This window comes from Caldovatus sediminis (assembly GCF_014644455.1).
GTDB lineage: Bacteria > Pseudomonadota > Alphaproteobacteria > Acetobacterales > Acetobacteraceae > Caldovatus > Caldovatus sediminis.
Genome location: NZ_BMKS01000002.1, coordinates 496,239 through 516,669 on the forward strand (window position 1 = coordinate 496,239; position 20,431 = coordinate 516,669).

Annotated in this window: 18 protein-coding genes; 13 read left to right on the top strand and 5 right to left on the bottom strand. The window is 75.5% G+C overall.

The annotated features are described in order from the left end of the window. The first annotated feature begins 580 nt into the window (after positions 1-580). The 11 genes from fabD to rsmA all read left to right on the top strand — a co-directional run bounded on the left by fabD (position 581) and on the right by rsmA (position 14,581). The gene (gene fabD, locus IEX99_RS05125; protein WP_188898912.1) at positions 581-1,540 is read left to right on the top strand and encodes an ACP S-malonyltransferase; all 960 of its coding nucleotides are present in this window, start codon (positions 581-583) and stop codon (positions 1,538-1,540) included. Between the two features lie 54 nt (positions 1,541-1,594). Continuing rightward, positions 1,595-2,332, top strand: a complete 738-nt coding sequence (fabG, locus tag IEX99_RS05130) for a 3-oxoacyl-[acyl-carrier-protein] reductase (RefSeq protein ID WP_188898913.1) — start codon at positions 1,595-1,597, stop codon at positions 2,330-2,332. A 1,565-nt stretch (positions 2,333-3,897) separates the two neighbouring features. Continuing rightward, positions 3,898-4,137 (top strand): acyl carrier protein, encoded by a 240-nt coding sequence (locus tag IEX99_RS05135; RefSeq protein WP_188898914.1) that lies wholly within the window; start codon positions 3,898-3,900, stop codon positions 4,135-4,137. Positions 4,138-4,217: 80 nt separating this feature from the next. Beyond that, positions 4,218-5,501 carry a beta-ketoacyl-ACP synthase II gene (fabF, locus tag IEX99_RS05140; protein ID WP_268237462.1) on the top strand — a complete coding sequence of 428 codons (1,284 nt, stop codon included), beginning with the start codon at positions 4,218-4,220 and terminating at the stop codon, positions 5,499-5,501. 137 nt (positions 5,502-5,638) lie between these two features. Next, positions 5,639-6,658 (top strand): endolytic transglycosylase MltG, encoded by a 1,020-nt coding sequence (gene mltG, locus IEX99_RS05145; RefSeq protein WP_188898915.1) that lies wholly within the window; start codon positions 5,639-5,641, stop codon positions 6,656-6,658. Between the two features lie 51 nt (positions 6,659-6,709). Next, a complete protein-coding gene (locus IEX99_RS05150; RefSeq protein WP_188898916.1) occupies positions 6,710-7,879 on the top strand; it encodes an isovaleryl-CoA dehydrogenase in 1,170 nt (389 codons plus the stop codon). A gap of 13 nt (positions 7,880-7,892) precedes the next feature. Next, the gene (locus IEX99_RS05155) at positions 7,893-8,474 is read left to right on the top strand and encodes a biotin transporter BioY (protein ID WP_188898917.1); all 582 of its coding nucleotides are present in this window, start codon (positions 7,893-7,895) and stop codon (positions 8,472-8,474) included. 80 nt (positions 8,475-8,554) lie between these two features. Beyond that, complete coding sequence (locus tag IEX99_RS05160) at positions 8,555-10,099, top strand: carboxyl transferase domain-containing protein (RefSeq protein WP_456304520.1); 1,545 nt, start codon at positions 8,555-8,557, stop codon at positions 10,097-10,099. A gap of 8 nt (positions 10,100-10,107) precedes the next feature. After that, positions 10,108-12,144: an acetyl-CoA carboxylase biotin carboxylase subunit gene (locus IEX99_RS05165; RefSeq protein WP_188898919.1), complete on the top strand. Its 2,037-nt coding sequence runs from the start codon at positions 10,108-10,110 to the stop codon at positions 12,142-12,144. Positions 12,145-12,216: 72 nt separating this feature from the next. After that, the gene (locus IEX99_RS05170) at positions 12,217-13,617 is read left to right on the top strand and encodes a peptidylprolyl isomerase (RefSeq protein ID WP_229677816.1); all 1,401 of its coding nucleotides are present in this window, start codon (positions 12,217-12,219) and stop codon (positions 13,615-13,617) included. 58 nt (positions 13,618-13,675) lie between these two features. Next, the gene (rsmA, locus tag IEX99_RS05175; protein ID WP_188898985.1) at positions 13,676-14,581 is read left to right on the top strand and encodes a 16S rRNA (adenine(1518)-N(6)/adenine(1519)-N(6))-dimethyltransferase RsmA; all 906 of its coding nucleotides are present in this window, start codon (positions 13,676-13,678) and stop codon (positions 14,579-14,581) included. Here rsmA and IEX99_RS05180 read toward each other — a convergent pair. Next, the gene (locus IEX99_RS05180) at positions 14,550-14,891 is read right to left on the bottom strand and encodes a hypothetical protein (protein WP_188898920.1); all 342 of its coding nucleotides are present in this window, start codon (positions 14,889-14,891) and stop codon (positions 14,550-14,552) included. The two genes, rsmA and IEX99_RS05180, sit on opposite strands and share 32 nt — an antisense overlap. A 304-nt stretch (positions 14,892-15,195) precedes the next feature. After that, entirely contained in the window at positions 15,196-15,918 is a 723-nt protein-coding gene (locus IEX99_RS05185) for a winged helix-turn-helix transcriptional regulator (RefSeq protein ID WP_188898921.1), read from the bottom strand. A 111-nt stretch (positions 15,919-16,029) separates the two neighbouring features. Between IEX99_RS05185 and IEX99_RS05190 the strand changes: the two genes are divergently transcribed. Beyond that, the gene (locus tag IEX99_RS05190) at positions 16,030-17,160 is read left to right on the top strand and encodes an acyl-CoA dehydrogenase family protein (RefSeq protein ID WP_188898922.1); all 1,131 of its coding nucleotides are present in this window, start codon (positions 16,030-16,032) and stop codon (positions 17,158-17,160) included. 34 nt (positions 17,161-17,194) lie between these two features. Here IEX99_RS05190 and gmk read toward each other — a convergent pair whose 3' ends face one another. Both gmk and IEX99_RS05200 read right to left on the bottom strand, forming a co-directional pair. Further along, positions 17,195-17,854, bottom strand: coding sequence for a guanylate kinase (gene gmk / locus IEX99_RS05195; protein ID WP_188898923.1), 660 nt, complete (start codon positions 17,852-17,854; stop codon positions 17,195-17,197). After that, complete coding sequence (locus tag IEX99_RS05200) at positions 17,851-18,780, bottom strand: YicC/YloC family endoribonuclease (RefSeq protein ID WP_229677817.1); 930 nt, start codon at positions 18,778-18,780, stop codon at positions 17,851-17,853. Before IEX99_RS05200 ends, gmk begins: the two co-directional genes overlap by 4 nt. A 39-nt stretch (positions 18,781-18,819) precedes the next feature. Here IEX99_RS05200 and IEX99_RS05205 point away from each other — a divergent pair, with 39 nt between their 5' ends. Then, positions 18,820-19,641 (top strand): SDR family NAD(P)-dependent oxidoreductase, encoded by an 822-nt coding sequence (locus tag IEX99_RS05205; RefSeq protein ID WP_188898924.1) that lies wholly within the window; start codon positions 18,820-18,822, stop codon positions 19,639-19,641. On the opposite strand, the gene IEX99_RS05210 is transcribed toward IEX99_RS05205, so the two are convergent. Continuing rightward, complete coding sequence (locus tag IEX99_RS05210) at positions 19,642-20,421, bottom strand: TerC family protein (protein WP_188898925.1); 780 nt, start codon at positions 20,419-20,421, stop codon at positions 19,642-19,644. It lies immediately after the preceding gene. Between the last annotated feature and the right edge of the window lie 10 nt (positions 20,422-20,431).

A 20,431-nucleotide genomic window follows, 5' to 3' on the forward strand; every position in this document is an offset into this window, starting at 1 on the left:
TCGCATCGCCGGAGCGCACGGCCTCCGGCGCATTCGCACGGGTCATCGGACCGGATCGCGGGCGGCTGGAAAAGCCGCGCGTGACTTCTTCGCGAACGCCGGGCGAGGCCCGTCGCGCGCGCAGCCGCGCGGAAACTGTCCCGGCCGCCCGCGGATGCGCTCCGTGCCTCCGAAGGCCGAGGCGCAGCGGGATCTGCGGGCGGCGCCTCGCGCGAGCGGTCGCCGGCACAGCGGAGGGCGCCGATCAGCCCCCTGCTCGCCTCTCCGCCGGAGCGGGGGATCGTTCCGCCATCGCGTCGGCCCGCCGTCGTGGCGGGCCATGGCCCCGGCCGCATCGCCCCCGTCCCGCGGCACTGCCGGCCCCGTCCACCGGGGCCGGGCGAGCGGTGCCGCGGTGCGCGACGCCGAGCCGTCGCGGTCCCCCCAGCAGCGGCCGGCGCGGGCACGGGCTCCGGCGGCCCCGTCCTACCCTCCGCGGCCGGGGCCGCGACCTCACGACCGGTTGACAAGGCCGCGGCCGGGGCGGCAAACGGCCGCGCCTTTCCCTCCGCAACCTCCAGCCCGCAGGACCCGCCCGCGCATGGCGCTCGCCTTCCTCTTTCCCGGCCAGGGCAGCCAGGCCCCCGGCATGGGCCGGGACCTCGCCGCCGCCTTCCCCGCCGCGCGCGAGGTGTTCGAGGAGGTGGACGAGGCGCTGAAGCAGCGCCTGACCCGCCTGATGTTCGAGGGGCCGGCCGAGGAGCTGACCCTCACCGCCAACGCCCAGCCGGCGCTGATGGCCGTCTCCGTCGCGGTCCTGCGCGTGCTCGAGCGCGAGGGCGGCCTCGACCTCGGCGCCCGCGTCGCGCTGGTCGCGGGCCACTCGCTCGGCGAGTACAGCGCCCTGACCGCGGCGCGCGCCTTCGCGCTGGCCGACGCGGCGCGGCTGCTGCGGCTGCGCGGCGAGGCGATGCAGAAGGCGACGCCGCCCGGCACCGGCGCCATGGCGGCGCTGCTCGGCGCGGAGCTCGACCAGGCGCGCGCCGTCTGCGAGCGGGCGGCGGCGGACCCGGAGACGGGCGAGCGCGAGGTCGTCGAGGTCGCCAACGACAACGGCGGCGGCCAGGTCGTGGTCTCCGGCCACAAGGCCGCGGTCGAGCGCGCGGTCGAGATCGCCAGGGCGGAGGGCATCCGCCGCGCCATGCTGCTGCCGGTCTCCGCGCCCTTCCATTGCGCGCTGATGGCCCCGGCGGCGGAGGCGATGGCCGAGGCGCTGGAGCGGGTCGCGATCCGTGCGCCGGCGGTTCCCGTGGTCGCCAACGTCACCGCGGCCAAGGCGACCGACCCGGCGGAGATCAAGGACCTGCTGGTCCGCCAGGTCACCGGCACGGTGCGCTGGCGCGAATGCGTCCAGGCGATGGCGGCGATGGGCTGCGACCGCTTCGTCGAGCTCGGCGCCGGCAAGGTGCTCACCGGCCTGATGAAGCGCCTCGCGCCGGAGGCGGCGGCCTCCGCGGTCGGCTCGCCGGCCGAGGTCGAGGCCTTCCTGAAGTCGCTCTGATCCCTGCGCCGCCGCCGCCGGGCCCGGCGGCGCACCGACCGAGGAGGACCGAGCATGTTCCGTCTTGAGGGCAAGGTCGCGCTGGTCACCGGCGCCTCGGGGGGCATCGGCGCGGCGATCGCGCGCGCGCTGCACCGCCAGGGCGCGGCGGTCGCGCTCTCCGGCACCCGCCGCGCCGCGCTGGAGGCGCTGGCCGAGGAACTGGGCGAGGGGGCGCTGATCGCGCCGGCCGACCTTTCCGACCCGGCGGCGCCGGCGGCGCTGGTCGAGCAGGTGGAGAAGTCGCTCGGCGCGCTCGACATCCTGGTCAACAACGCCGGGCTGACGCGCGACATGCTGGCGCTGCGCATGGGCGACGCCGACTGGCAGGCGGTGCTGGAGGTGGACCTCAACGCGCCCTTCCGCCTCGCGCGCGCGGCGCTGCGCGGGATGATGAAGAAGCGCTGGGGGCGGGTGGTCTCGATCGCCTCGATCGTCGGCGTCACCGGCAATGCGGGCCAGGCGAACTACGCCGCGGCCAAGGCCGGGCTGATCGGCATGAGCAAGTCGCTGGCGCAGGAGGTGGCGAGCCGCAACATCACGGTCAACGTGGTCGCCCCCGGCTTCGTCAAGACCGCGATGACGGACGCGCTGGGCGAGGCGCAGCGGGCGGCGCTGCTCGCGCGCATCCCGACGGGGCGGATGGGCGCGCCGGAGGACGTGGCGGCGGCGGTGGTCTACCTCGCCAGCGAGGAGGCGGCCTGGGTGACCGGCCAGACGCTGCACGTGAACGGCGGGATGGCGATGGTCTGAATCGCCGGCGCCCGATGCGGCCGCGCCGGGCGATCGGTGCCGCCGCCCCCCGTCGGACGAGGTCCACCCCACGCCGACGCTGAGGGCGAAGGCAAAGGTGGCGGTGCCCGCGTCCACGCCGGCGACCGCGGTGACGTCGCCGTCGGGCTCGGCTGCCGCGTCGGCGTCGTGGGTGTCGCCCGACGCGAAGGACCCGCAGAGGCCGAAGGCGACGTCGGCGCCCGCGGTGGCGATCGCGGAGCCATGGTGGTGCTGGTCGCCTCGGCGCCGTCGCCCGTCGCGACGCCCGAGGCGGTCGTCGCCACGCCCGCGCCCGAGCCGTCCCCGTCCGACGCGCGGCAGAGGCTGGTGATGCCCGTCAGGGCGAGGGAATCGCCGCCTGCCGTCGCGGTGGCGCCGATCCTGGCAGTGTCGGCGCCGTCGCCGTCCGTCGCCGTGGCCTCGATCGCCAAGGTGGCGAGGCTGGCATCGCCGGGGGCCAGCGCCTCAGCCTCGAACTCAGCGCGTGCTGCCGTGGCGCCCGCACCCCTTCCTTCCGCTCCGCCCCCTCGGCGCCGCGCGCGGAACGGGCGCGGGGATGACCCGATCGGGGCCGCCACCATAGGCGGGGAACACCGGGACGCGGGAAGGATCCGGGAGGATGATGCGCGCGGCGCCGATGGCGTAAGACCTCCGGCCGAATGGATGTGCCGCGGATGGTCGGCGATTCCCGCGCCCGGCCTCGACCGGGATCGCGACGGCTGCGGGAGGCGGCGCCGCGCCCGGGCCGGGCCAACCAGCGGACTGAGGCACCGGCCGAGGAAGCGCCGCCGACTTCGGCGAGGTCCCGGCGGAGGTCGGGATCGGGTCCCTGCGCCGGGGCGGGATCCCCGGGCGGGCCTCCACCTGTCCGGCTGTGGCGTCGCATCGGCGCGGCGGAGGCGTCTTCGGTCATGCCCGCCTCGCCGCGCGCGGGTGGGGGCGACCCGAGGGTCGGAACGATATCGCATCCGATCGAGAGCCGGGGATGTTTCAGTGGCGGGCAGGGGAGAGTCGACGGCAAGGAGGATCATGGCTCCGGGATCCAGGGGAGATCGCGTCCGCGCCCCCAGGATGGGGCGCCTCGGCGCCGCAGGCGGCGCCAGATGCTCGTCCGTCGGGCCGGCGGAGAGCGGTTACGCGTTCGGGGCAAGCTCAGCCCATGCGGCCAGGGGCTTCCCCGGCCCCGGCCTTGAGTTCAAGCCGCCCTTGGCCGAGCCGCCACGGGCCATTCCCGAACGGTCCCCGGACCCCGGGGCAGCCGGGACGGTCCTCGCCCGAGGGGCGCCGTCGCCCGGGTCGGGACGCCGGCCGGGGCGGCACCGGGCGCCCCCGGACGTCGTTCCCGCCCCGGACCGTGTCCCGTCTGCCACGCGCCGCGCACAGGCCCTCGCGCCGCCGCCCCAACGCCTTGCCGGCGGCGCTTCAGGACGCCAAACAGCGCCTAGGCCCCGGCGGGCTTCCATGCTAAGGCCCGGCCGCCGCGGGGACCCCCGAGGAGGCGATTCCGGGCGGACCGGGACCGGCAGCAGGAGAGATCGAATCCGATGAGCGACACCGCCGAGAAGGTGAAGAAGATCGTTGTCGAGCACCTCGGCGTTGAGGAAGCGAAGGTGACCCCCGAGGCGTCCTTCATCGACGACCTCGGCGCCGACAGTCTGGACACGGTCGAGCTGGTGATGGCGTTCGAGGAGCAGTTCGGCATCGAGATTCCGGACGACGCGGCCGAGAAGATCACGACCGTCAAGGACGCGATCGAGTACATCGAGAAGCAGAAGGCCGCCTGACGCGGCGCCGGGCCCGGACCGGCCTTCGCCGCGGCGGACGGACCAGCCAGTCAGAAGCAGAGCCGAGGGGGTCTCCGAGAGTGTTCCAGTACGGCGCATCGCCGCGGCGCGTGGTCGTCACCGGCATGGGGATCGTCTGCCCGCTCGGGGTCGGCGTCGAGCACGTCTGGCGCCGCCTGCTGGCGGGCGAGAGCGGCATCTCCGCCATCCAGTCCTTCGACGTCAGCGCGCTGCCGGCGAAGATCGCCGGGCAGGTGCCGGCGGGGTCGCGGGCCGAGGGCAAGCTCGACATCAACGAGTGGATCCCGGTCAAGGACCAGAAGAAGATGGACCGGTTCATCCAGCTCGCCCTCGTCGCCGCCGAGGAGGCGGTGGAGGATTCGGGCTGGCGACCGGAGACCGAGGAGGAGAGGTGCGCCGCCGGCGTGCTGATCGGCTCCGGCATCGGCGGGCTGCCGACCATCTACGACGCGGCGCTGCAGGTGGGGGCGGGCAAGGCGAAGCGGATCTCGCCCTTCTTCATTCCCTCGGCGCTGATCAACCTGGCCTCGGGCCACGTCTCCATCCGCTACGGGCTGAAGGGGCCGAACCACTCGGTGGTGACGGCCTGCGCCACGGGGGTGCACGCGCTCGGCGACGCGGCGCGGCTGATCGCGCTCGGCGATGCCGACGTGATGGTCGCGGGCGGCGCGGAGGCGGCGGTGTGCGAGATCGGGATGGCGGGCTTCTGCGCCTCCCGCGCCCTCTCCACCGGCTTCAACGACACGCCGACCAGGGCCTCGCGCCCCTGGGACGCCGATCGCGACGGCTTCGTCATGGGCGAGGGCGCGGGCGTGCTCGTGCTCGAGGAGCTGGAGCACGCGAAGAGGCGCGGCGCCAAGATCTACGCCGAGGTGATCGGCTACGGCATGTCCGGCGACGCCTACCACATCACCGCGCCCTCCGAGGACGGCGACGGCGCCTACCGGGCGATGCGCAACGCGCTCAGGAGCGCCCGCATCGCGCCGGGCGAGGTGCAGTACGTGAACGCGCACGGCACCTCGACGCCGCTCGGCGACGACCTGGAGCTCGGGGCGGTGGAGCGGCTCTGGGGCGACGACGCGAAGGGGCTCGCGATGTCCTCGACCAAGTCGGCGATCGGGCATCTGCTCGGGGCGGCCGGGGCGGTGGAGGGGATCTTCTCCATCCTCGCCATCCGCGACCGGGTGGCGCCGCCGACGCTCAACCTGGAGAAGCCGAGCCGGGAGAGCCCGGTGGACCGGGTGGCGCTGCAGCCGCAGGAGCGGCCGATCCGGGTCGCGCTCTCGAACAGCTTCGGCTTCGGCGGCACCAACGCGAGCATCGTCTTCCGCGCCGCGCCCTGAGGTGCCGACCGGGGTTGCCCGGTGCCCCCCGGCGCCGGCGCGAAGCCGCGCCGGGGGAGGGGGCGTGAGACCCGCTGCGGGCCGCCGCCGCGTCCGGCGCCGAACCCGCGGCCCCCGCGCCGCGTAGTGGCGCCGTGATGCGATCCGTTCGCCGATTCCTGATCCTCCTGCCGGTGCTGGCCGGGCTCGGTGCGGGCGCGGCCTGGTATGCGCGGAGCCTCTGGCTGGCGCCCGGGCCGCTGGCCGAGCCGGCGCAGGTCGTCGTCCCGCGCGGCGGAACCGAGCGCATCGCCGCCACCCTCGCCGAGCGCGGCGTGATCCGCGATGCCCGCGCCTTCCTGCTCGCCGCCTGGCTGACCCGCGGCGAGGGGCCGCTCCGCGCCGCGGAGTTCGCCTTCCCGGCCGGCGCCTCGCTGCGCGAGGTGCTGGAGATCCTGCGCCACGCGCGGCCGGTGCAGCGCCGGCTGACCATCCCGGAGGGGCTCACCACGGTCCAGATCGCCGAGCTCCTCGACCGCGCCGAGGGGCTGACCGGCGAGGTGCCGCCGCTCACCGAGGGCGCGCTGCTGCCCGAGACCTACGCCTACCAGTGGGGCGACACGCGCGCCTCCGTGGTCCGGCGCGCCGAGCGGGCGATGGCCGAGGCGCTGGCCGCGGCCTGGGCGGGGCGCGACCCGGACCTGCCGCTCGCCAGCCCGCGCGAGGCGCTGATCCTCGCCTCGATCGTCGAGCGCGAGACGGCGAAGCCCGAGGAGCGGGCGCGCGTCGCCGCCGTGTTCGTGAACCGGCTGCGGCGGGGGATGCCGCTGCAGTCCGATCCCACCGTGGCCTACGCGGCCACCGAGGGGGCGGCGCTCGACCGGCCGCTGATGCGCGCCGACCTCGAGCGCGAGCACCCCTTCAACACCTACCGCGTGCGCGGCCTGCCGCCGGGGCCGATCGCCGCGCCGGGCCGCGATTCCCTGCGCGCGGCGACGCGGCCGGCGGAGACCGACGATCTCTACTTCGTCGCCGACGGCAGCGGGGGCCACGCCTTCGCCCGGACGCTCGAGGAGCACAACCGCAACGTGGCGCGCTGGCGCGCGATCGAACGGCGCCGCCGGGCCGGGGGGGAGGGCAGCGAGGCGTCGCCGCCGGCCCCGGCCGTCCCCAGGTGACGAGGCGGGGCCGGGCGCGGTAATCCGGTGCCAGGGAAGGGGCACGCCGCCATGTCCGACAGCTTCCAGGGCCTCGATTTCGACCTCGGCGAGACCGTCGAGGCGCTGCGCGCGCAGGTCGTCGCCTTCGCCGCCGACGAGATCGCGCCGCGCGCGGCGGAGATAGACCGGCGCAACGAATTCCCGGCCGACCTCTGGCGCAAGCTCGGCGATCTCGGCCTGCTCGGCATCACCGTCGAGGAGGAGTACGGCGGCGCCGGGATGGGCTACCTCGAGCACGTGGTGGCGATGGAGGAGATCAGCCGCGCCTCGGCCTCGGTCGGCCTCTCCTACGGCGCGCACTCCAACCTCTGCGTCAACCAGATCCGCCGCAACGGGACCGAGGCGCAGAAGCGCCGCTACCTGCCGCGGCTGATCTCCGGCGAGCACGTCGGCGCGCTGGCGATGAGCGAGCCGGAGGCGGGCTCGGACGTGGTGGGCATGCGCACGCGCGCGGAGAAGCGCGGCGGCCGCTACCTGCTCAACGGCGGCAAGATGTGGATCACCAACGGGCCGGACGCCGACGTGCTGGTGGTCTATGCCAAGACCGACCCGGCGGCGGGGCCGCGCGGCATCACCGCCTTCCTGGTCGAGAAGGGATTCAAGGGCTTCTCCACCGGGCCGAAGCTCGACAAGCTCGGCATGCGCGGCTCCAACACCTGCGAGCTGGTCTTCGAGGACTGCGAGGTGCCGGAGGAGAACGTGCTCGGCGAGGTCGGCCGCGGCGTGAACGTGCTGATGAGCGGCCTCGACTACGAGCGCGCGGTGCTCGCCGGCGGGCCGCTCGGCATCATGCGGGCCTGCCTGGACGTGGTGCTGCCCTACGTGCACCAGCGCCGGCAGTTCGGCCAGCCGATCGGCGAGTTCCAGCTCATGCAGGGCAAGCTCGCCGACATGTACACGACGATGAGCGCCTGCCGCGCCTACGTGTACGCGGTGGCGAGGGCGTGCGACCGCGGGCGGACGACGCGCAAGGACGCCGCCGGGGCGATCCTCTACGCCGCCGAGAAGGCGACCTGGATGGCGCTGGAGGCGATCCAGGCGCTGGGCGGCAACGGCTACATCAACGACTACCCGACCGGGCGGCTGCTGCGCGACGCCAAGCTCTACGAGATCGGCGCCGGGACGAGCGAGATCCGCCGCATGCTGATCGGACGCGAACTGTTCCACGAGACCGCCTGAAGAGAGGGACCCGATGCAGGCACGACCCGAACTCCCGACGCTTCCCGTCTCCGCCGTCTGGCCCGGGGGTGGGGTGCTGCGCGCCGCGCTGCTGGCGCTGGCCGGCGCCGCCCTGCTCGCGGCCTCGGCCTGGATCCGGGTGCCGATGTGGCCGGTGCCGATGACGATGCAGACCTTCGCGGTGCTGCTGATCGGCGCGAGCATGGGGCCGCGCCTCGGCGCGGCGGCGGTGGCGGCCTATCTCGGCGGGGCGGCGCTCGGCCTGCCGGTGCTCGCCGGCGGGACGGCGCTGGTGTTCGGCGGGCCGACCTTCGGCTACCTGGTCGGCTTCGTCCTTGCCGCCGTCGCGGTCGGCTGGGCGGCGCAGCGGGGCTGGACGCGGCGCTGGCCGGGGCTGATCGGCGCGCTGCTGGTCGGCGAGGCGCTGATCTTCCTGCCCGGCCTCGCCTGGCTGTACGCCGCCTGGCTGCACGACCTGCGGGCGACGCTCGCGGCGGGGCTGCTGCCCTTCCTGCTCGGCGACGCCCTCAAGCTGCTGCTCGCGGCGGCGTCGCTCCGGCTGCTGCAGCGCGCTGCCGCCGGCTCCCGGGGCTGAGGCCGGGGCCGCCCGCCGTGCCGGCGCTCGAATCCGCCCTCGACCCGCGCGCGCCGGAGGCCCGCGCGAACGCGGAGGCGATGCGCGCGCTGGTGGCCGAGCTGCGCGCGCTCGCCGACCGCGTGCGGCTCGGCGGCGGCGAGGAGGCGCGCCGCCGCCACCTCGCGCGCGGCAAGCTGCTGCCGCGCGACCGCATCCGGGCGCTGATCGACCCCGTCTCGCCCTTCCTCGAGATCGGCCAGCTCGCCGCGCACGGCCTGTACGGCGGCGAGGTGCCCTCGGCCGGGATCATCACCGGGATCGGCCGCGTCGCCGGGCGCGAATGCGTGATCGTCGCCAACGACGCGACGGTGAAGGGCGGCACCTACTACCCGATCACGGTCAAGAAGCACCTGCGCGCGCAGGAGATCGCGCTGCAGAACCGCCTGCCCTGCATCTACCTGGTGGACTCGGGCGGGGCGCACCTGCCGAGCCAGGACGAGGTCTTCCCCGACCGCGACCACTTCGGGCGGATCTTCTACAACCAGGCCACCATGTCGGCGCAGGGGATCCCGCAGATCGCGGTGGTGATGGGCTCCTGCACCGCGGGCGGGGCCTACGTGCCGGCGATGTCGGACGAGACGGTGATCGTGCGCAACCAGGGCACGATCTTCCTCGGCGGCCCGCCGCTGGTGAAGGCCGCGACCGGCGAGGTCGTCACCGCCGAGGAGCTGGGCGGCGCCGACCTGCACAGCCGCGTCTCCGGCGTGACGGACCACTACGCGGAGAACGACGCCCACGCGCTCGGCATCGCGCGGCGGATCGTGGCGTCGCTGAACATGGTGAAGCGCCCGCCGGTGGCGCTGCGCGAGCCGCGGCCGCCGCGCTATCCGGCGGAGGAGCTCTACGCCGCGGTGCCGGCGGACCTCCGCGTGCCCTACGACGCGCGGGAGGTGATCGCGCGCATCGTGGACGACAGCGAGTTCGACGAGTTCAAGCGGCTCTACGGCCCGACGCTGGTGACGGGCTTCGCGCACATCTGGGGCTATCCGGTCGGCATCCTGGCCAACAACGGCATCCTGTTCTCGGAGAGCGCGCAGAAGGGCGCGCACTTCATCGAGCTCTGCGCCCAGCGCGGCATCCCGCTCGTGTTCCTGCAGAACATCACCGGCTTCATGGTCGGGCGGAGGTACGAGGCGGGCGGCATCGCCAAGGACGGGGCGAAGCTGGTGACGGCGGTGGCGACGGCGGCGGTACCGAAGTTCACGGTGATCATCGGCGGCAGCTTCGGCGCCGGCAACTACGGCATGTGCGGCCGCGCCTATTCGCCGCGCTTCCTCTGGATGTGGCCCAACGCGCGGATCAGCGTGATGGGCGGCGAGCAGGCGGCGAGCGTCCTCGCCACCATCCGGCGCGACGCCATCGAGGCGCGCGGCGGCGCCTGGCCGGCCGAGCAGGAGGAGGCCTTCAAGGCGCCGATCCGCGCGCAGTACGAGACCCAGGGCCACCCCTACTACTCCACCGCGCGGCTCTGGGACGACGGGGTGATCGACCCTGCGGACACGCGCCGCGTGCTCGCGCTGTGCCTCTCGGCGGCGCTCAACGCGCCGATCCCCGAGACGCGCTTCGGCCTGTTCCGGATGTGAGGCGCGGCGTGTTCGGCAAGATCCTCATCGCCAACCGCGGCGAGATCGCCTGCCGGGTGATCGCCACCGCCCGGCGGCTCGGCATCGCCACCGTCGCGGTCTATTCCGAGGCGGACGCCGGCGCCCGGCACACCCGGCTCGCCGACGAGGCCTGGCCGATCGGACCGGCGCCGGCGCGGCAGAGCTATCTCTCGATCGCGACCATCCTCGACGTGGCGCGGCGCGCGGGCGCGCAGGCGATCCATCCGGGCTACGGGTTCCTCTCCGAGAACGCCGAGTTCGCCGAGGCCTGCGCCGAGGCCGGGATCGCCTTCATCGGGCCGCCCGCCGCGGCGATCCGCGCCATGGGCTCGAAGGCTGCGGCCAAGGCGCTGATGGAGCGCGCCGGCGTGCCGCTGGTGCCGGGCTACCACGGCGAGGCGCAGGACCTCGCGACGCTGGCCGAGGCCGCGGCGCGCATCGGCTACCCGGTGCTGATCAAGGCGAGCGCGGGCGGCGGCGGCAAGGGCATGCGCGTGGTCGGGCACGCGGCGGAGTTCGCCGAGGCGCTGGAGGGGGCGCGGCGCGAGGCGGCCTCCTCCTTCGGCGACGACCGCGTGCTGGTCGAGAAGTACCTCACCCGCCCGCGCCACATCGAGATCCAGGTCTTCGCCGACACCCACGGCAACACCGTCTCGCTGTTCGAGCGCGACTGCTCGATCCAGCGGCGGCACCAGAAGATCATCGAGGAGGCGCCGGCCCCGGGCATGGACCCGGCGCGGCGCCAGGCGATGGGCGAGGCCGCGGTCGCCGCGGCGCGCGCCGTCGGCTATGTCGGCGCCGGGACGGTGGAGTTCATCGCCGAGGGCGACGCCTTCTTCTTCATGGAGATGAACACCCGCCTGCAGGTCGAGCATCCGGTGACGGAGATGGTCACCGGCCTCGACCTCGTGGAGTGGCAGATCCGCGTCGCCGCCGGGGAACCCCTGCCGCTGCCCGCCGAGCGGCTCGCGATCCGCGGGCACGCCATCGAGGCGCGGGTCTATGCGGAGGACCCGGCGCGGGACTTCCTGCCCTCGACGGGCCGGCTCGCGCATCTGCGCCAGCCGCGCGAGGTGCCGGGCCGGGTGCGCGTGGACACCGGGGTGCGCGCGGGCGATGCGATCACGCCGCACTACGACCCGATGATCGCCAAGCTGATCGTCTGGGGGGAGGACCGGCCCGCGGCGCTGCGCCGCCTCGTCGCCGCGCTCGGCGAGTACGAGGTGGTGGGCGTGCGGACGAACCTCGGCCTGCTGCGTGCCATCGCCGACCATCCGGCGTTCGCGGCGGGCGAGCTGGACACCGGCTTCATCGCGCGCCACGCCGCGGCGCTGCTGCCGCCGGCGGAGCAGCCCGCGGCGGCGGAGCCGGCGGTGCTGGCCGCGGCCGCCCTCGCCGCGCTGCGCGACCAGCGCGAGGCGATCCGGGCGGCGGCGCGCGCCAGCGGCGATCCGCACTCGCCCTGGGCGGAGACCGACGCCTGGCGCCTGAACGGCGACGGCTACCAGGACCTGCACCTGCGGCCGGAGGGCGCCGCCACGGCGCTGACCCTGCGCAGCCACCCGCTGCCGGAGGGCGGCGTCCGGCTCGACCTGCCGGGCGGGCCGGTGCGGGCGGCGCTGGAGGAGGACGCGGAGGGCGGGTTGCGCCTCGTCCTGGACGGCGTGGCACGGCGCCTCAGCGCGGCGCGGCGCGGCGCGGCGATCGCCGTGTTCCTGGCCGGGCATCGGCCGTGCACGGTGGTGCTCGAGGACCCGCTCGCCCCGCCGCGCAGCGAGACCGCCGGCAGCGAGCGCGTCACGGCGCCGATCCCCGGCCGCGTGACGCGCGTGCTGGTCCGGCCGGGCGAGGCGGTGGAGAAGAACGCGCCGCTGGTGGTGATCGAGGCGATGAAGATGGAGCTGACGCTCCGCGCGCCGGTGGCGGGCGTCATCGCGACGGTTTCGCACCGGGTGGACGACATGGTGGAGGAGGGCACGGAGCTGGTCACCTTCGCCGGCCCGTCTTCCTCCGCCGCGGGCTGATGCGGTCCGTGCCGGCCGGCCCCCGGCCATTCGGCCTTGCCTGGCCGCGCCGCCCGCGCCAAGAGGGATGCCATGATGCGCCCGCCGCCGCCGCCCCCCGCCGGCCCCCGCCCGACCGGGGCGCGGGCCCTGCTCGCCCTGGTGCTCGCCGGCGCCGTTCCGGCCGTCCTGGCCCCGGCCGCCCTGCTGGCGGCGGGGGTGCTGCAGCCCGTGCCGGCGCGCGCCCAGGCGCAGGCCAACCGCATCGTCGCGGTGGTCAACGGCGACGTGGTCAGCCGCAACGACGTCGAGGGCCGCCGGCGGCTGTTCGCGATCAGCGCCGGCCTGCCCTCGGGCGCCCAGGCGCTCGACCGGCTGAACGACCAGGTGCTGCGCCTGCTGATCGACGAGCGGCTGCGGATGCAGGAGGTGCAGCGCCGCCGCATCCCGGTGATGGACAACGAGATCGCCGAGACGATCCGCGAGATCGAGCAGCGCAACGGCCTGCCGCCGGGGGGGCTGCTCGCCCAGCTCCGCCGCGCCGGCGTCGAGCCGCGCGTGCTCTACGACCAGATCCGCGTGCAGATCGGCTGGGCGCGGCTGCTGCGCCAGCTCCTCGGCGCCCAGGCCGAGCCGACCGAGAGCGAGGTCCGCGAGTTCATGGAGGCCGCGAAGGCGCGCGAGGGAGAGCCCGAGTACCTCGTCTCCGAGATCTTCATCCCGATCGAGGACCCGAGACGCGAGGAGGACACGCGCCGCTTCGTCGAGGAGGTGGTGGCGCAGCTTCGCCGCGGCACGCCCTTCCCCGTCGCCGCGACGCAGTTCAGTCAGGCGCAGAGCGCGCTCCAGGGCGGCGACCTCGGCTGGGTGCGTCCGGAGCAGCTCGACCCGGAGATTGGGCGGATCGTGACGCAGATGCCGGTGGGCGCGATCACCAACCCGGTCCGCGTCGCCGGCGGCTGGCAGATCGTCGCGCTGCGGCAGAAGCGCGAGAGCGGGCGGGAGAACGCTACCATCCTCTCCGTCCGCCAGGCGATGTTCCCGTTCTCCTCGCGGCTCGACCCGGAATATCCGACGGCGCAGCAGCGCGAGGCGGTGGAGCGGGCGCGGCGGCTGGAGGGCAGCGGCTGCGCGGCGGTCGAGGCGGCGGCGCGTGGCAGCCCGCAGCCTGCCGATCCGGGACCCATCCGGCTGGAGACGGTGCAGCCGCCGCCGCTGCGGCAGTTGCTCGCCAGCATGCCGATCGGACGCGCCTCGCAGCCGATCGTCGCGCCGGACGGCGTGATGGTGCTGGTGGTGTGCGCGCGCGAGACGCGCAATCTCGCGGAGCTGACGGCGGAGCAGGCGCGGGCGCAGATCGTGCGCGACCGGGTGGAGCTGCTGTCGCGGCAGCTGCAGCGCGACCTGCGGCGGCGGGCGCAGATCGACATCCGCGCGCCGGCGGAGCGGCCGGCGGCCACCCCCGCCGCATCGCCGTCGCCGCGGGCCGGATGAGCGCGGCGCCGCGGGGCGGCACGCCGTGGCGCGGCGGCGCCCCGGGGCGGGAGGGGGGCTGAACGGCGGCGCCGCGCCGCCCGCGCCGGGCCTGCGCGAGACCGTGGCGCGATACGGGCTGGAGCCGCGCAAGTCGCTCGGCCAGCACTTCCTGCTCGATCCCGCGCTGTGCGCGCGGATCGCGGCGCTGGCCGGGGACCTGGCGGGGCGGCAGGTGCTGGAGGTCGGACCGGGGCCGGGCGGGCTGACGCGGGCGCTGCTCGCCACTCCGGCGGCGCGGGTGGTGGCGGTGGAACTGGACCGGCGCGCGGTGGCCGCGCTGGCGGAGCTGGCGGCGGCGCATCCGGGGCGGCTTCAGGTGGTCGAGGGGGACGCGCTGGAGATGGACCCGGCGGCGCTGCTGCCGGGGCCGGAGCCGCGGCGCATCGTCGCCAACCTGCCCTACAACGTCGCGACCCCGCTATTGCTGCGCTGGCTGCGCGGCGCCGCGGCGCTCGAGGGCATGACGCTGATGTTCCAGCAGGAGGTGGCGGAGCGCATCGTGGCCGCGCCGGGCACGCCCGCCTATGGCCGGCTCGGCGTGCTGGCGCAGTGGCGCTGCGCCGAGGTGCGGCTGCTGCTGCGCCTGCCGCCCGGCGCCTTCACCCCGCCACCCAAGGTGTGGTCGGCGGTGGTCGGGCTGGTACCGCGGGCCGAGGACCCTGGCCCGGCACTGTTCGCGGCGATGGAGCGGGTGACGGCGGCGGCCTTCGGCCAGCGGCGCAAGATGCTGCGCGGCGCGCTGCGCCCGCTCGGCGGGGCGGAGGCGCTGCTCGGGGAGGCGGGGATCGCCGGGGACCGCCGGGCGGAGACGCTGAGCGTGGCCGAGTTCGACCGTCTGGCGCGGGCGCTGCTGGCGCGGGAGGGCGCGGTGCGCGCCGCCGGCGGGGAGGTCAGGCCGGGACCGCCGCGCCGTCCGTGGTGATGCCGGCCATCGGGCAGGATCCGGCATGGGCGCGCACCGCCCCCTCCGGCAGCGCGAGGCCGGGCGGGAGCGGCGGTCGTCCCGCCAGCGCCTCCGCGCGCACCAGGCGCGGCTGCGACCAGGGCGAGGCGGGGCGGCGCGGGCGGTCGGGCCGGCTCTCGATCACCGCGCGGCAGAAGGCGCCGTCGGCGTAGCGCCGGGCGGTGCGCTCGTCGGCCGCGACGACGGTGCAGGGGCCGGCATGCAGGCTGACTTCCCAGTCGGGGTCGTCGAGGGCGTCCGCGCGCGGAACGAGCAGGTAGGTGGGCATCGCTCCTCCCGGTCGTCGCCGGAGGCGAGGGGACAGCACCAGGGAGGCGGCACCGGCCCCGCCACCCGAGGCAGCACGAGAATCACACCGCGCAATGGCCCCCCGGGCAAGCAAGGGCGCCGGCAAGATTTCGTGAGCGGCACGATCAGGGCTGCCGGCTCGGCCGCGCCGCGCCTTGGCCAGCGGGCGCAGCGCCTGCCCGAGCTCACGCGGAGGTGAACCGGGCGGGGCCAGGGCACCACCGCGGTACCGTTCTCGGGCCGCGCCGCCGCTCTCGTCGCGGGCGACGCGGCGCGGAGAGTGGTCACGGCGGGTTCGCGGAGGATGCCGCCGGCGCCGCGGCATCGGCCAGCGCGAGGCGGCTGAGCACGAACCAGGAGCGGAACGCGGCCACCTGCGCGCGCGATCCGACGAGGCGCAGCCGATCCTCTCTCAGCGCCTGTTCGATGCTGACATGGCCGAGCCAGATCTGCGTCAGCACGCGCAGGCTGGTCTCGACGAGGAGATCGACCTCGAAGCCCGGATCCCGGTAGCAGAGATCCACGGCCTCGGGCTCGAAGACCAGCCACCAGCGCTGCCGCCGGGGCGGCGCGCCGGCAAGGCGGAACTCCGCCACGAACCGCCTGCCGCCGGGCCGGATCCCGTTGATCACGGTGCGGCGGATGTCCCACATCAATAGGTCGGGATCGAGATTCCCGACCGCGGCCAGATCGTGGCGCATCCAGCGCTGCGCCCAGAGGCCCATCCCTTCGACGACCGGGGACAGGTCCCGCCCGGCCGGCGTCAGGTGGTACTCCGATCCGCCCCTGGCGCCCGGCCGGCGCTCCACGATGCCGGCGCATTCCAGCTCCTTCAGACGGCGCGCCAGGAGCGCGGAGGACATGCGCGGCACGCCGCGCTGCAAGTCGTTGAAGCGGACGCTGCCGAGCAGCAGCTCGCGGATCACCAGCGGCGTCCACCGTTCCGCCAGCACCTCGGCGGCGACGGCAACGGGGCAGAACTGGCCGTATCCTCGCGTCCCGGTCATGGGACGCGACGCTACCAGCGGCGGGGGGCGGGGCAACTTCACATGTTGAAGTTGTCGCCCCGCCGCGCCGGAGCGACCCTCCCGCGAGGGCTCGAACCGGGAGCTACAGCCATGACCAGCAGTCTCGATCTGCAGGCGCTCGTGGACGTCCTCGGGCCGCGCTTCGCCGAGGGTGCGGCCGAGCGCGACGCCGGCGACGTCTTCGTCGCCGGGCACTACGACGTCCTGAAACAGCACAAGGTGTTCTCCGCGCTGGTGCCCACGGAGCTCGGCGGCGGGGGCGCACGCCACGGCGACATGTGCGCCTTCCTCCGCCGGCTAGCGCATTTCTGCCCTTCGACGGCCCTGGCGCTGTCGATGCACCAGCACCTCGTTGCCGCGGCGGTGTACAACGATCGCAACGACCGGCCCGGCCGGGCGCTGCTCGGGCGGGTCGTCGCGGACGAGGTCGTGCTGGTCTCGACCGGCGCCAACGACTGGATGGAGTCGAACGGCACGGTGGAGCGCGCCGAGGGCGGCTTCCGGGTCAGCGCCAGGAAGCCGTTCTGCAGCGGCGCGCCCGCGGGCGGCATCCTGGTCACCTCCGCGCCGTTCGAGGACCCGGCGGAGGGCTGGCAGGTCCTGCACTTCCCGGTGCCCTTCTCCGCGCCGGGAATCTCGCTCGCCGACGACTGGCACACCCTCGGCATGCGCGCGACCGGCTCGCAGACCGTCATCCTCGACGGGGTCTTCGTGCCGGATGCGGCCATCGTCCTGCGGCGGCCGCGCGGCCGGTTCCACCCCGCCTGGAACGTGATCCTGACGGTGGCGATGCCGCTGATCATGTCGGTCTACGTCGGCGTCGCCGAGGCCGCGGCGAGGATCGCCGGGGAACAGGCGAAGCGGCGACAGGGCGATCCGACCGTGCCCTACCTGCTGGGCGAACTCGGCAACCACCTCACGATGGCGCAGCTCGCCTGGGACGACATGGTCCGCCTGGCGCGCGACCTCGACTTCGCGATGAGCCTGGATCTGACCAGCGCGATCCTGACGCGCAAGACGATCGCCGCGGAGCACATCCTGGCGACCGCCGAGAAGGCGCTGGAGGTGGCCGGCGGCGCCGGCTTCTACCGCGGGATCGGCCTCGAGCGGCTGCTGCGGGACGCGCAGGGCGCGCGGTTCCATCCGCTGTCGGCCAAGCACCAGCACCGCTTCACCGGTCGCGTCGCGCTCGGGCTCGATCCGATCGCGGACACCGCCTGACGCTGGGCGGTGGCGGGGCGCGGCGGCGCCGCTCTCAGCCCTGGGCGAGCAGCGCCGCGACGAACTCCGCGAGGCCCGGCTGGCGCACGCGCGCGCTGCGCGCCGCGTGCAGGATGGCGCGCACCTCGGCGACGGTGCGGTCGAAGTCGGTGTTCACCAGCACGTGGTCGAAGTCCGACCAGTGGGTGAGCTCCTCACGCGCCGCCCGCATGCGGCGCGCGATCTCCGCCTCGCCGTCGGTGCCGCGGCTGCGCAGGCGGCGCTCGAGCTCGGCGAGGCTCGGCGGCAGCAGGAACACGCCGACGACGTCGCCGGGCAGCCGCTCGCGGAGCTGCAGGTGCCCCTGCCAGTCGATGTCGAACAGCATGTCGCGCCCCTCGGCGAGGGCGGCCTCGACCGGCGCACGGGGGGTGCCGTAGCGGCGGCCGTGCACGGTGGCGTGCTCCAGCAGTTCGCCGGCCCGGGCCATCGCCTCGAACTGTCCGGGCGTGCGGAAGAAGTAGTGCACGCCCTCCTCCTCGCCGGGCCGCGCCGGGCGCGTGGTGGCGCTGATCGAGAGCGAGAGCGCGGGCGCCTCGGCCTCCAGCAGCGCGCGGGCGATCGAGGACTTGCCCCCGCCGGAGGGGGCGGCGAGGACGAGGCAGAGGCCGCGGCGGCGCATCGGCGGCGGGGGGGTGGCGCCGGCGGCGTTCATTCGACGTTCGCCACCTGCTCGCGCAGCCGCTCGATCGCCGCCTTGAGGTCGAGGCCCGTGCGGGTCAGCGCCGTGGTCGCCGACTTGGCGCAGAGCGTGTTGGCCTCACGCGCGAACTCCTGGACCAGGAAGTCGAGCTTCCGCCCCACCGCCTCGCCGGCGCGGAGCAGCGCGCGCGCCTGGTCGATGTGCGCGCCCAGCCGGTCCAGCTCCTCGCGCACGTCGGAGCGGGTGGCGAGCAGGGCGACCTCGGCGGCGAGGCGGTCCTCCGGCACGCGGCGGGCGAGGGCGGCGCCGTCGGCCCCCTCGAGCAGGGCGGCGAGCTGGGCGCGCAGCCGCGCCTGCTGCGCCTCGGGTTGGCTCGCGGCGATGGCGGCGGCGGCCTCGCGCAGCGCCGCGATCTCGTCGAGCAGGGCGCCGAGGATCGTGGCGAGCTTCGCGCCCTCCGTCCGGCGCGAGGCGACCAGGCCGTCGAGGGTACGGGCGAAGCCGTCGAGCAGGGCGGCGTGCCTCGCCTCCCGTGCCGCCTCGTCCTCCTCGGCCGCGGTCTCGGCGCGCAGCACGCCGGGCAGGGCGAGGAGCGACTCGGCGCGCGGCGGCGGCGCGCCCGGGATGCGCCGGGCGAGGTCGAGGGCGAGGGCGAGGGCCTGCTCCAGCGCCGCGGGGTCGGGGAGGAGGCGGGCAGCGGCGCGCTCCTCCCGCCGCAGCGTCAGGGTGGCCGAGACATTGCCGCGGCGGAGGCGGCCGGCGGCCAGCTCGCGCAGGGCGGGCTCCAGCGGGTCGAGGCCGTTCGGCAGGCGGAGGCGGAGGTCGAGCCCCCGCCCGTTGACGCTGCGCGCCTCCCACAGGAAGGAGGTGCCGTCCGGCAGCGTGCCTTCGGCGCGCGCGAAGCCGGTCATCGAGGCGAGGGGGAGGGCTGCGGACATGGCGCGCCTTCTCCCGCGGCGAGGCGGGGGATGCAAGCGATGGCGGGCCGTGGCGGGAAGGGCGAGGCGTGGCCGTGGCGGCGCGTCGCGATCACCGGGGCATCCTCGGGGATCGGGCGGGCGCTGGCGGAGGCGTGCGCGGCGCCGGGGGTGGTGCTGCACCTGGCCGGGCGCGACGCCGCGCGGCTCGCCGCGACCGCGGCCGCCTGCCGGGCGCGCGGGGCGGAGGTGGCGGAGACGGCGCCGCTCGACGTGCGCGACGCCGCGGCCTGCGCGCGCTGGGTCGCCGCGGCGGGGCGGATCGACCTGCTGTTCGCCAACGCCGGGATCTCCGGCGGGACCGGCGGCGTCACCGAGCCGGCGGCGCAGGCCCGCGCGATCTTCGAGACCAACGTGACCGGCGTGCTCAACACGGCGCTGCCGGCGCTGGAGGCGATGGCGGCGCAGCCCCCGGGGCCGGACGGGGTGAGGGGGCGGATCGCGGTGGTGGCCTCGCTCGCCGCCTTCGTCGCCTCGGCCAGCGCGCCGGCCTACTGCGCCTCCAAGGCGGCGGTGCAGGCCTGGGCGGAGGCGATGGACGGGGTGGAGCGGGCGCGCCGCGGCGTCCGCTTCCACGCCGTCTGCCCGGGCTATGTCCGGACCCCGATGACGGCGCACAACCCCTTCCCGATGCCCTTCCTCATGGACGCCGAGGAGGCGGCGCGGCGGACGCTCCGCGGCATCGCGCGGGGGCGCACCCGCATCGCCTATCCGTTGCCGACCTATCTCGGGGCGCGGCTGGTCGGGGCGCTGCCGCCGCGGCTGCGGGATGCGGTGTTCCGCCGGCTGCCGGCCAAGGCGGCGAGCCCGGCGCGGGGGTGATCAGTCCGGCGCCGTGGCACCGCCCCGCGGGGCGGGGCTGGCGGGCGCCTCCTGGCCGGCGGCGATCGCCTGGCGCCGCTGCGCCGCGCGGCGGGCGAGCAGGTTCAGCGCCTCCACGCCGGCGGCGAAGGCCATGGCGGTGTAGACGAAGCCCTTCGGGACGTGCACCTCGAAGGCCTCGGCGACGAGGACCATGCCGATCATCACGAGGAAGGCGAGGGCGAGCATCACCACGGTCGGGTTGCGCTCGAGGAAGTCGGCGAGCCGGTCCATGGACATCAGCATCACCAGCACCGCCACCGCGATCGCCGTGGCGATGATCCAGATCTCCCGCGTCAGCGCCACCGCGGCGAGGATCGAATCGACCGAGAACACCATGTCGAGCAGCAGGATCTGGAGCACCGTCGGCCAGTAGCGCGCGAGGCGGGCGTCGAGCGCGTGCGCCGCCTGCCGCGCGAAGGGGTCCACCCGGTGGTGGATCTCGATCGTCGCCTTGCCGATCAGGAACAGCCCGCCGGCGAGCAGGATCAGGTCCTTGCCCGAGGCGTCCCACGGCCCGAGCCGGAACACGGTCCATTCCAGCGACAGCAGCCAGGAGGCCCCGGCGAGCATCGCGAAGCGCAGCAGGATCGCGAGCCCGAGGCCGATCCGCCGCGCCGAGAAGCGCCGGCGCTCCGGCAGGCGGTTGGTGAGGATCGCGATGAAGACGAGGTTGTCGATGCCGAGCACCACCTCCAGGCCGATCAGGGTGAGGAGGGCGACGATTGTCTCGGCTTCCATCTGCGGGGGC

Bases quoted from the DNA above. Each gene is read 5' to 3' on its own strand.
- fabD (WP_188898912.1), top strand. From the start codon at position 581: ATGGCGCTCGCCTTCCTCTTTCCCGGCCAGGGCAGCCAGGCCCCCGGC.
- fabG (WP_188898913.1), top strand. From the start codon at position 1,595: ATGTTCCGTCTTGAGGGCAAGGTCGCGCTGGTCACCGGCGCCTCGGGG.
- IEX99_RS05135 (WP_188898914.1), top strand. From the start codon at position 3,898: ATGAGCGACACCGCCGAGAAGGTGAAGAAGATCGTTGTCGAGCACCTC.
- mltG (WP_188898915.1), top strand. From the start codon at position 5,639: ATGCGATCCGTTCGCCGATTCCTGATCCTCCTGCCGGTGCTGGCCGGG.
- IEX99_RS05150 (WP_188898916.1), top strand. From the start codon at position 6,710: ATGTCCGACAGCTTCCAGGGCCTCGATTTCGACCTCGGCGAGACCGTC.
- IEX99_RS05155 (WP_188898917.1), top strand. From the start codon at position 7,893: ATGCAGGCACGACCCGAACTCCCGACGCTTCCCGTCTCCGCCGTCTGG.
- IEX99_RS05160 (WP_456304520.1), top strand. From the start codon at position 8,555: ATGCGCGCGCTGGTGGCCGAGCTGCGCGCGCTCGCCGACCGCGTGCGG.
- IEX99_RS05170 (WP_229677816.1), top strand. From the start codon at position 12,217: ATGATGCGCCCGCCGCCGCCGCCCCCCGCCGGCCCCCGCCCGACCGGG.
- IEX99_RS05180 (WP_188898920.1), bottom strand. From the start codon at position 14,891: ATGCCCACCTACCTGCTCGTTCCGCGCGCGGACGCCCTCGACGACCCC.
- IEX99_RS05185 (WP_188898921.1), bottom strand. From the start codon at position 15,918: ATGACCGGGACGCGAGGATACGGCCAGTTCTGCCCCGTTGCCGTCGCC.
- IEX99_RS05190 (WP_188898922.1), top strand. From the start codon at position 16,030: ATGACCAGCAGTCTCGATCTGCAGGCGCTCGTGGACGTCCTCGGGCCG.
- gmk (WP_188898923.1), bottom strand. From the start codon at position 17,854: ATGAACGCCGCCGGCGCCACCCCCCCGCCGCCGATGCGCCGCCGCGGC.
- IEX99_RS05200 (WP_229677817.1), bottom strand. From the start codon at position 18,780: ATGTCCGCAGCCCTCCCCCTCGCCTCGATGACCGGCTTCGCGCGCGCC.
- IEX99_RS05205 (WP_188898924.1), top strand. From the start codon at position 18,820: ATGGCGGGCCGTGGCGGGAAGGGCGAGGCGTGGCCGTGGCGGCGCGTC.
- IEX99_RS05210 (WP_188898925.1), bottom strand. From the start codon at position 20,421: ATGGAAGCCGAGACAATCGTCGCCCTCCTCACCCTGATCGGCCTGGAG.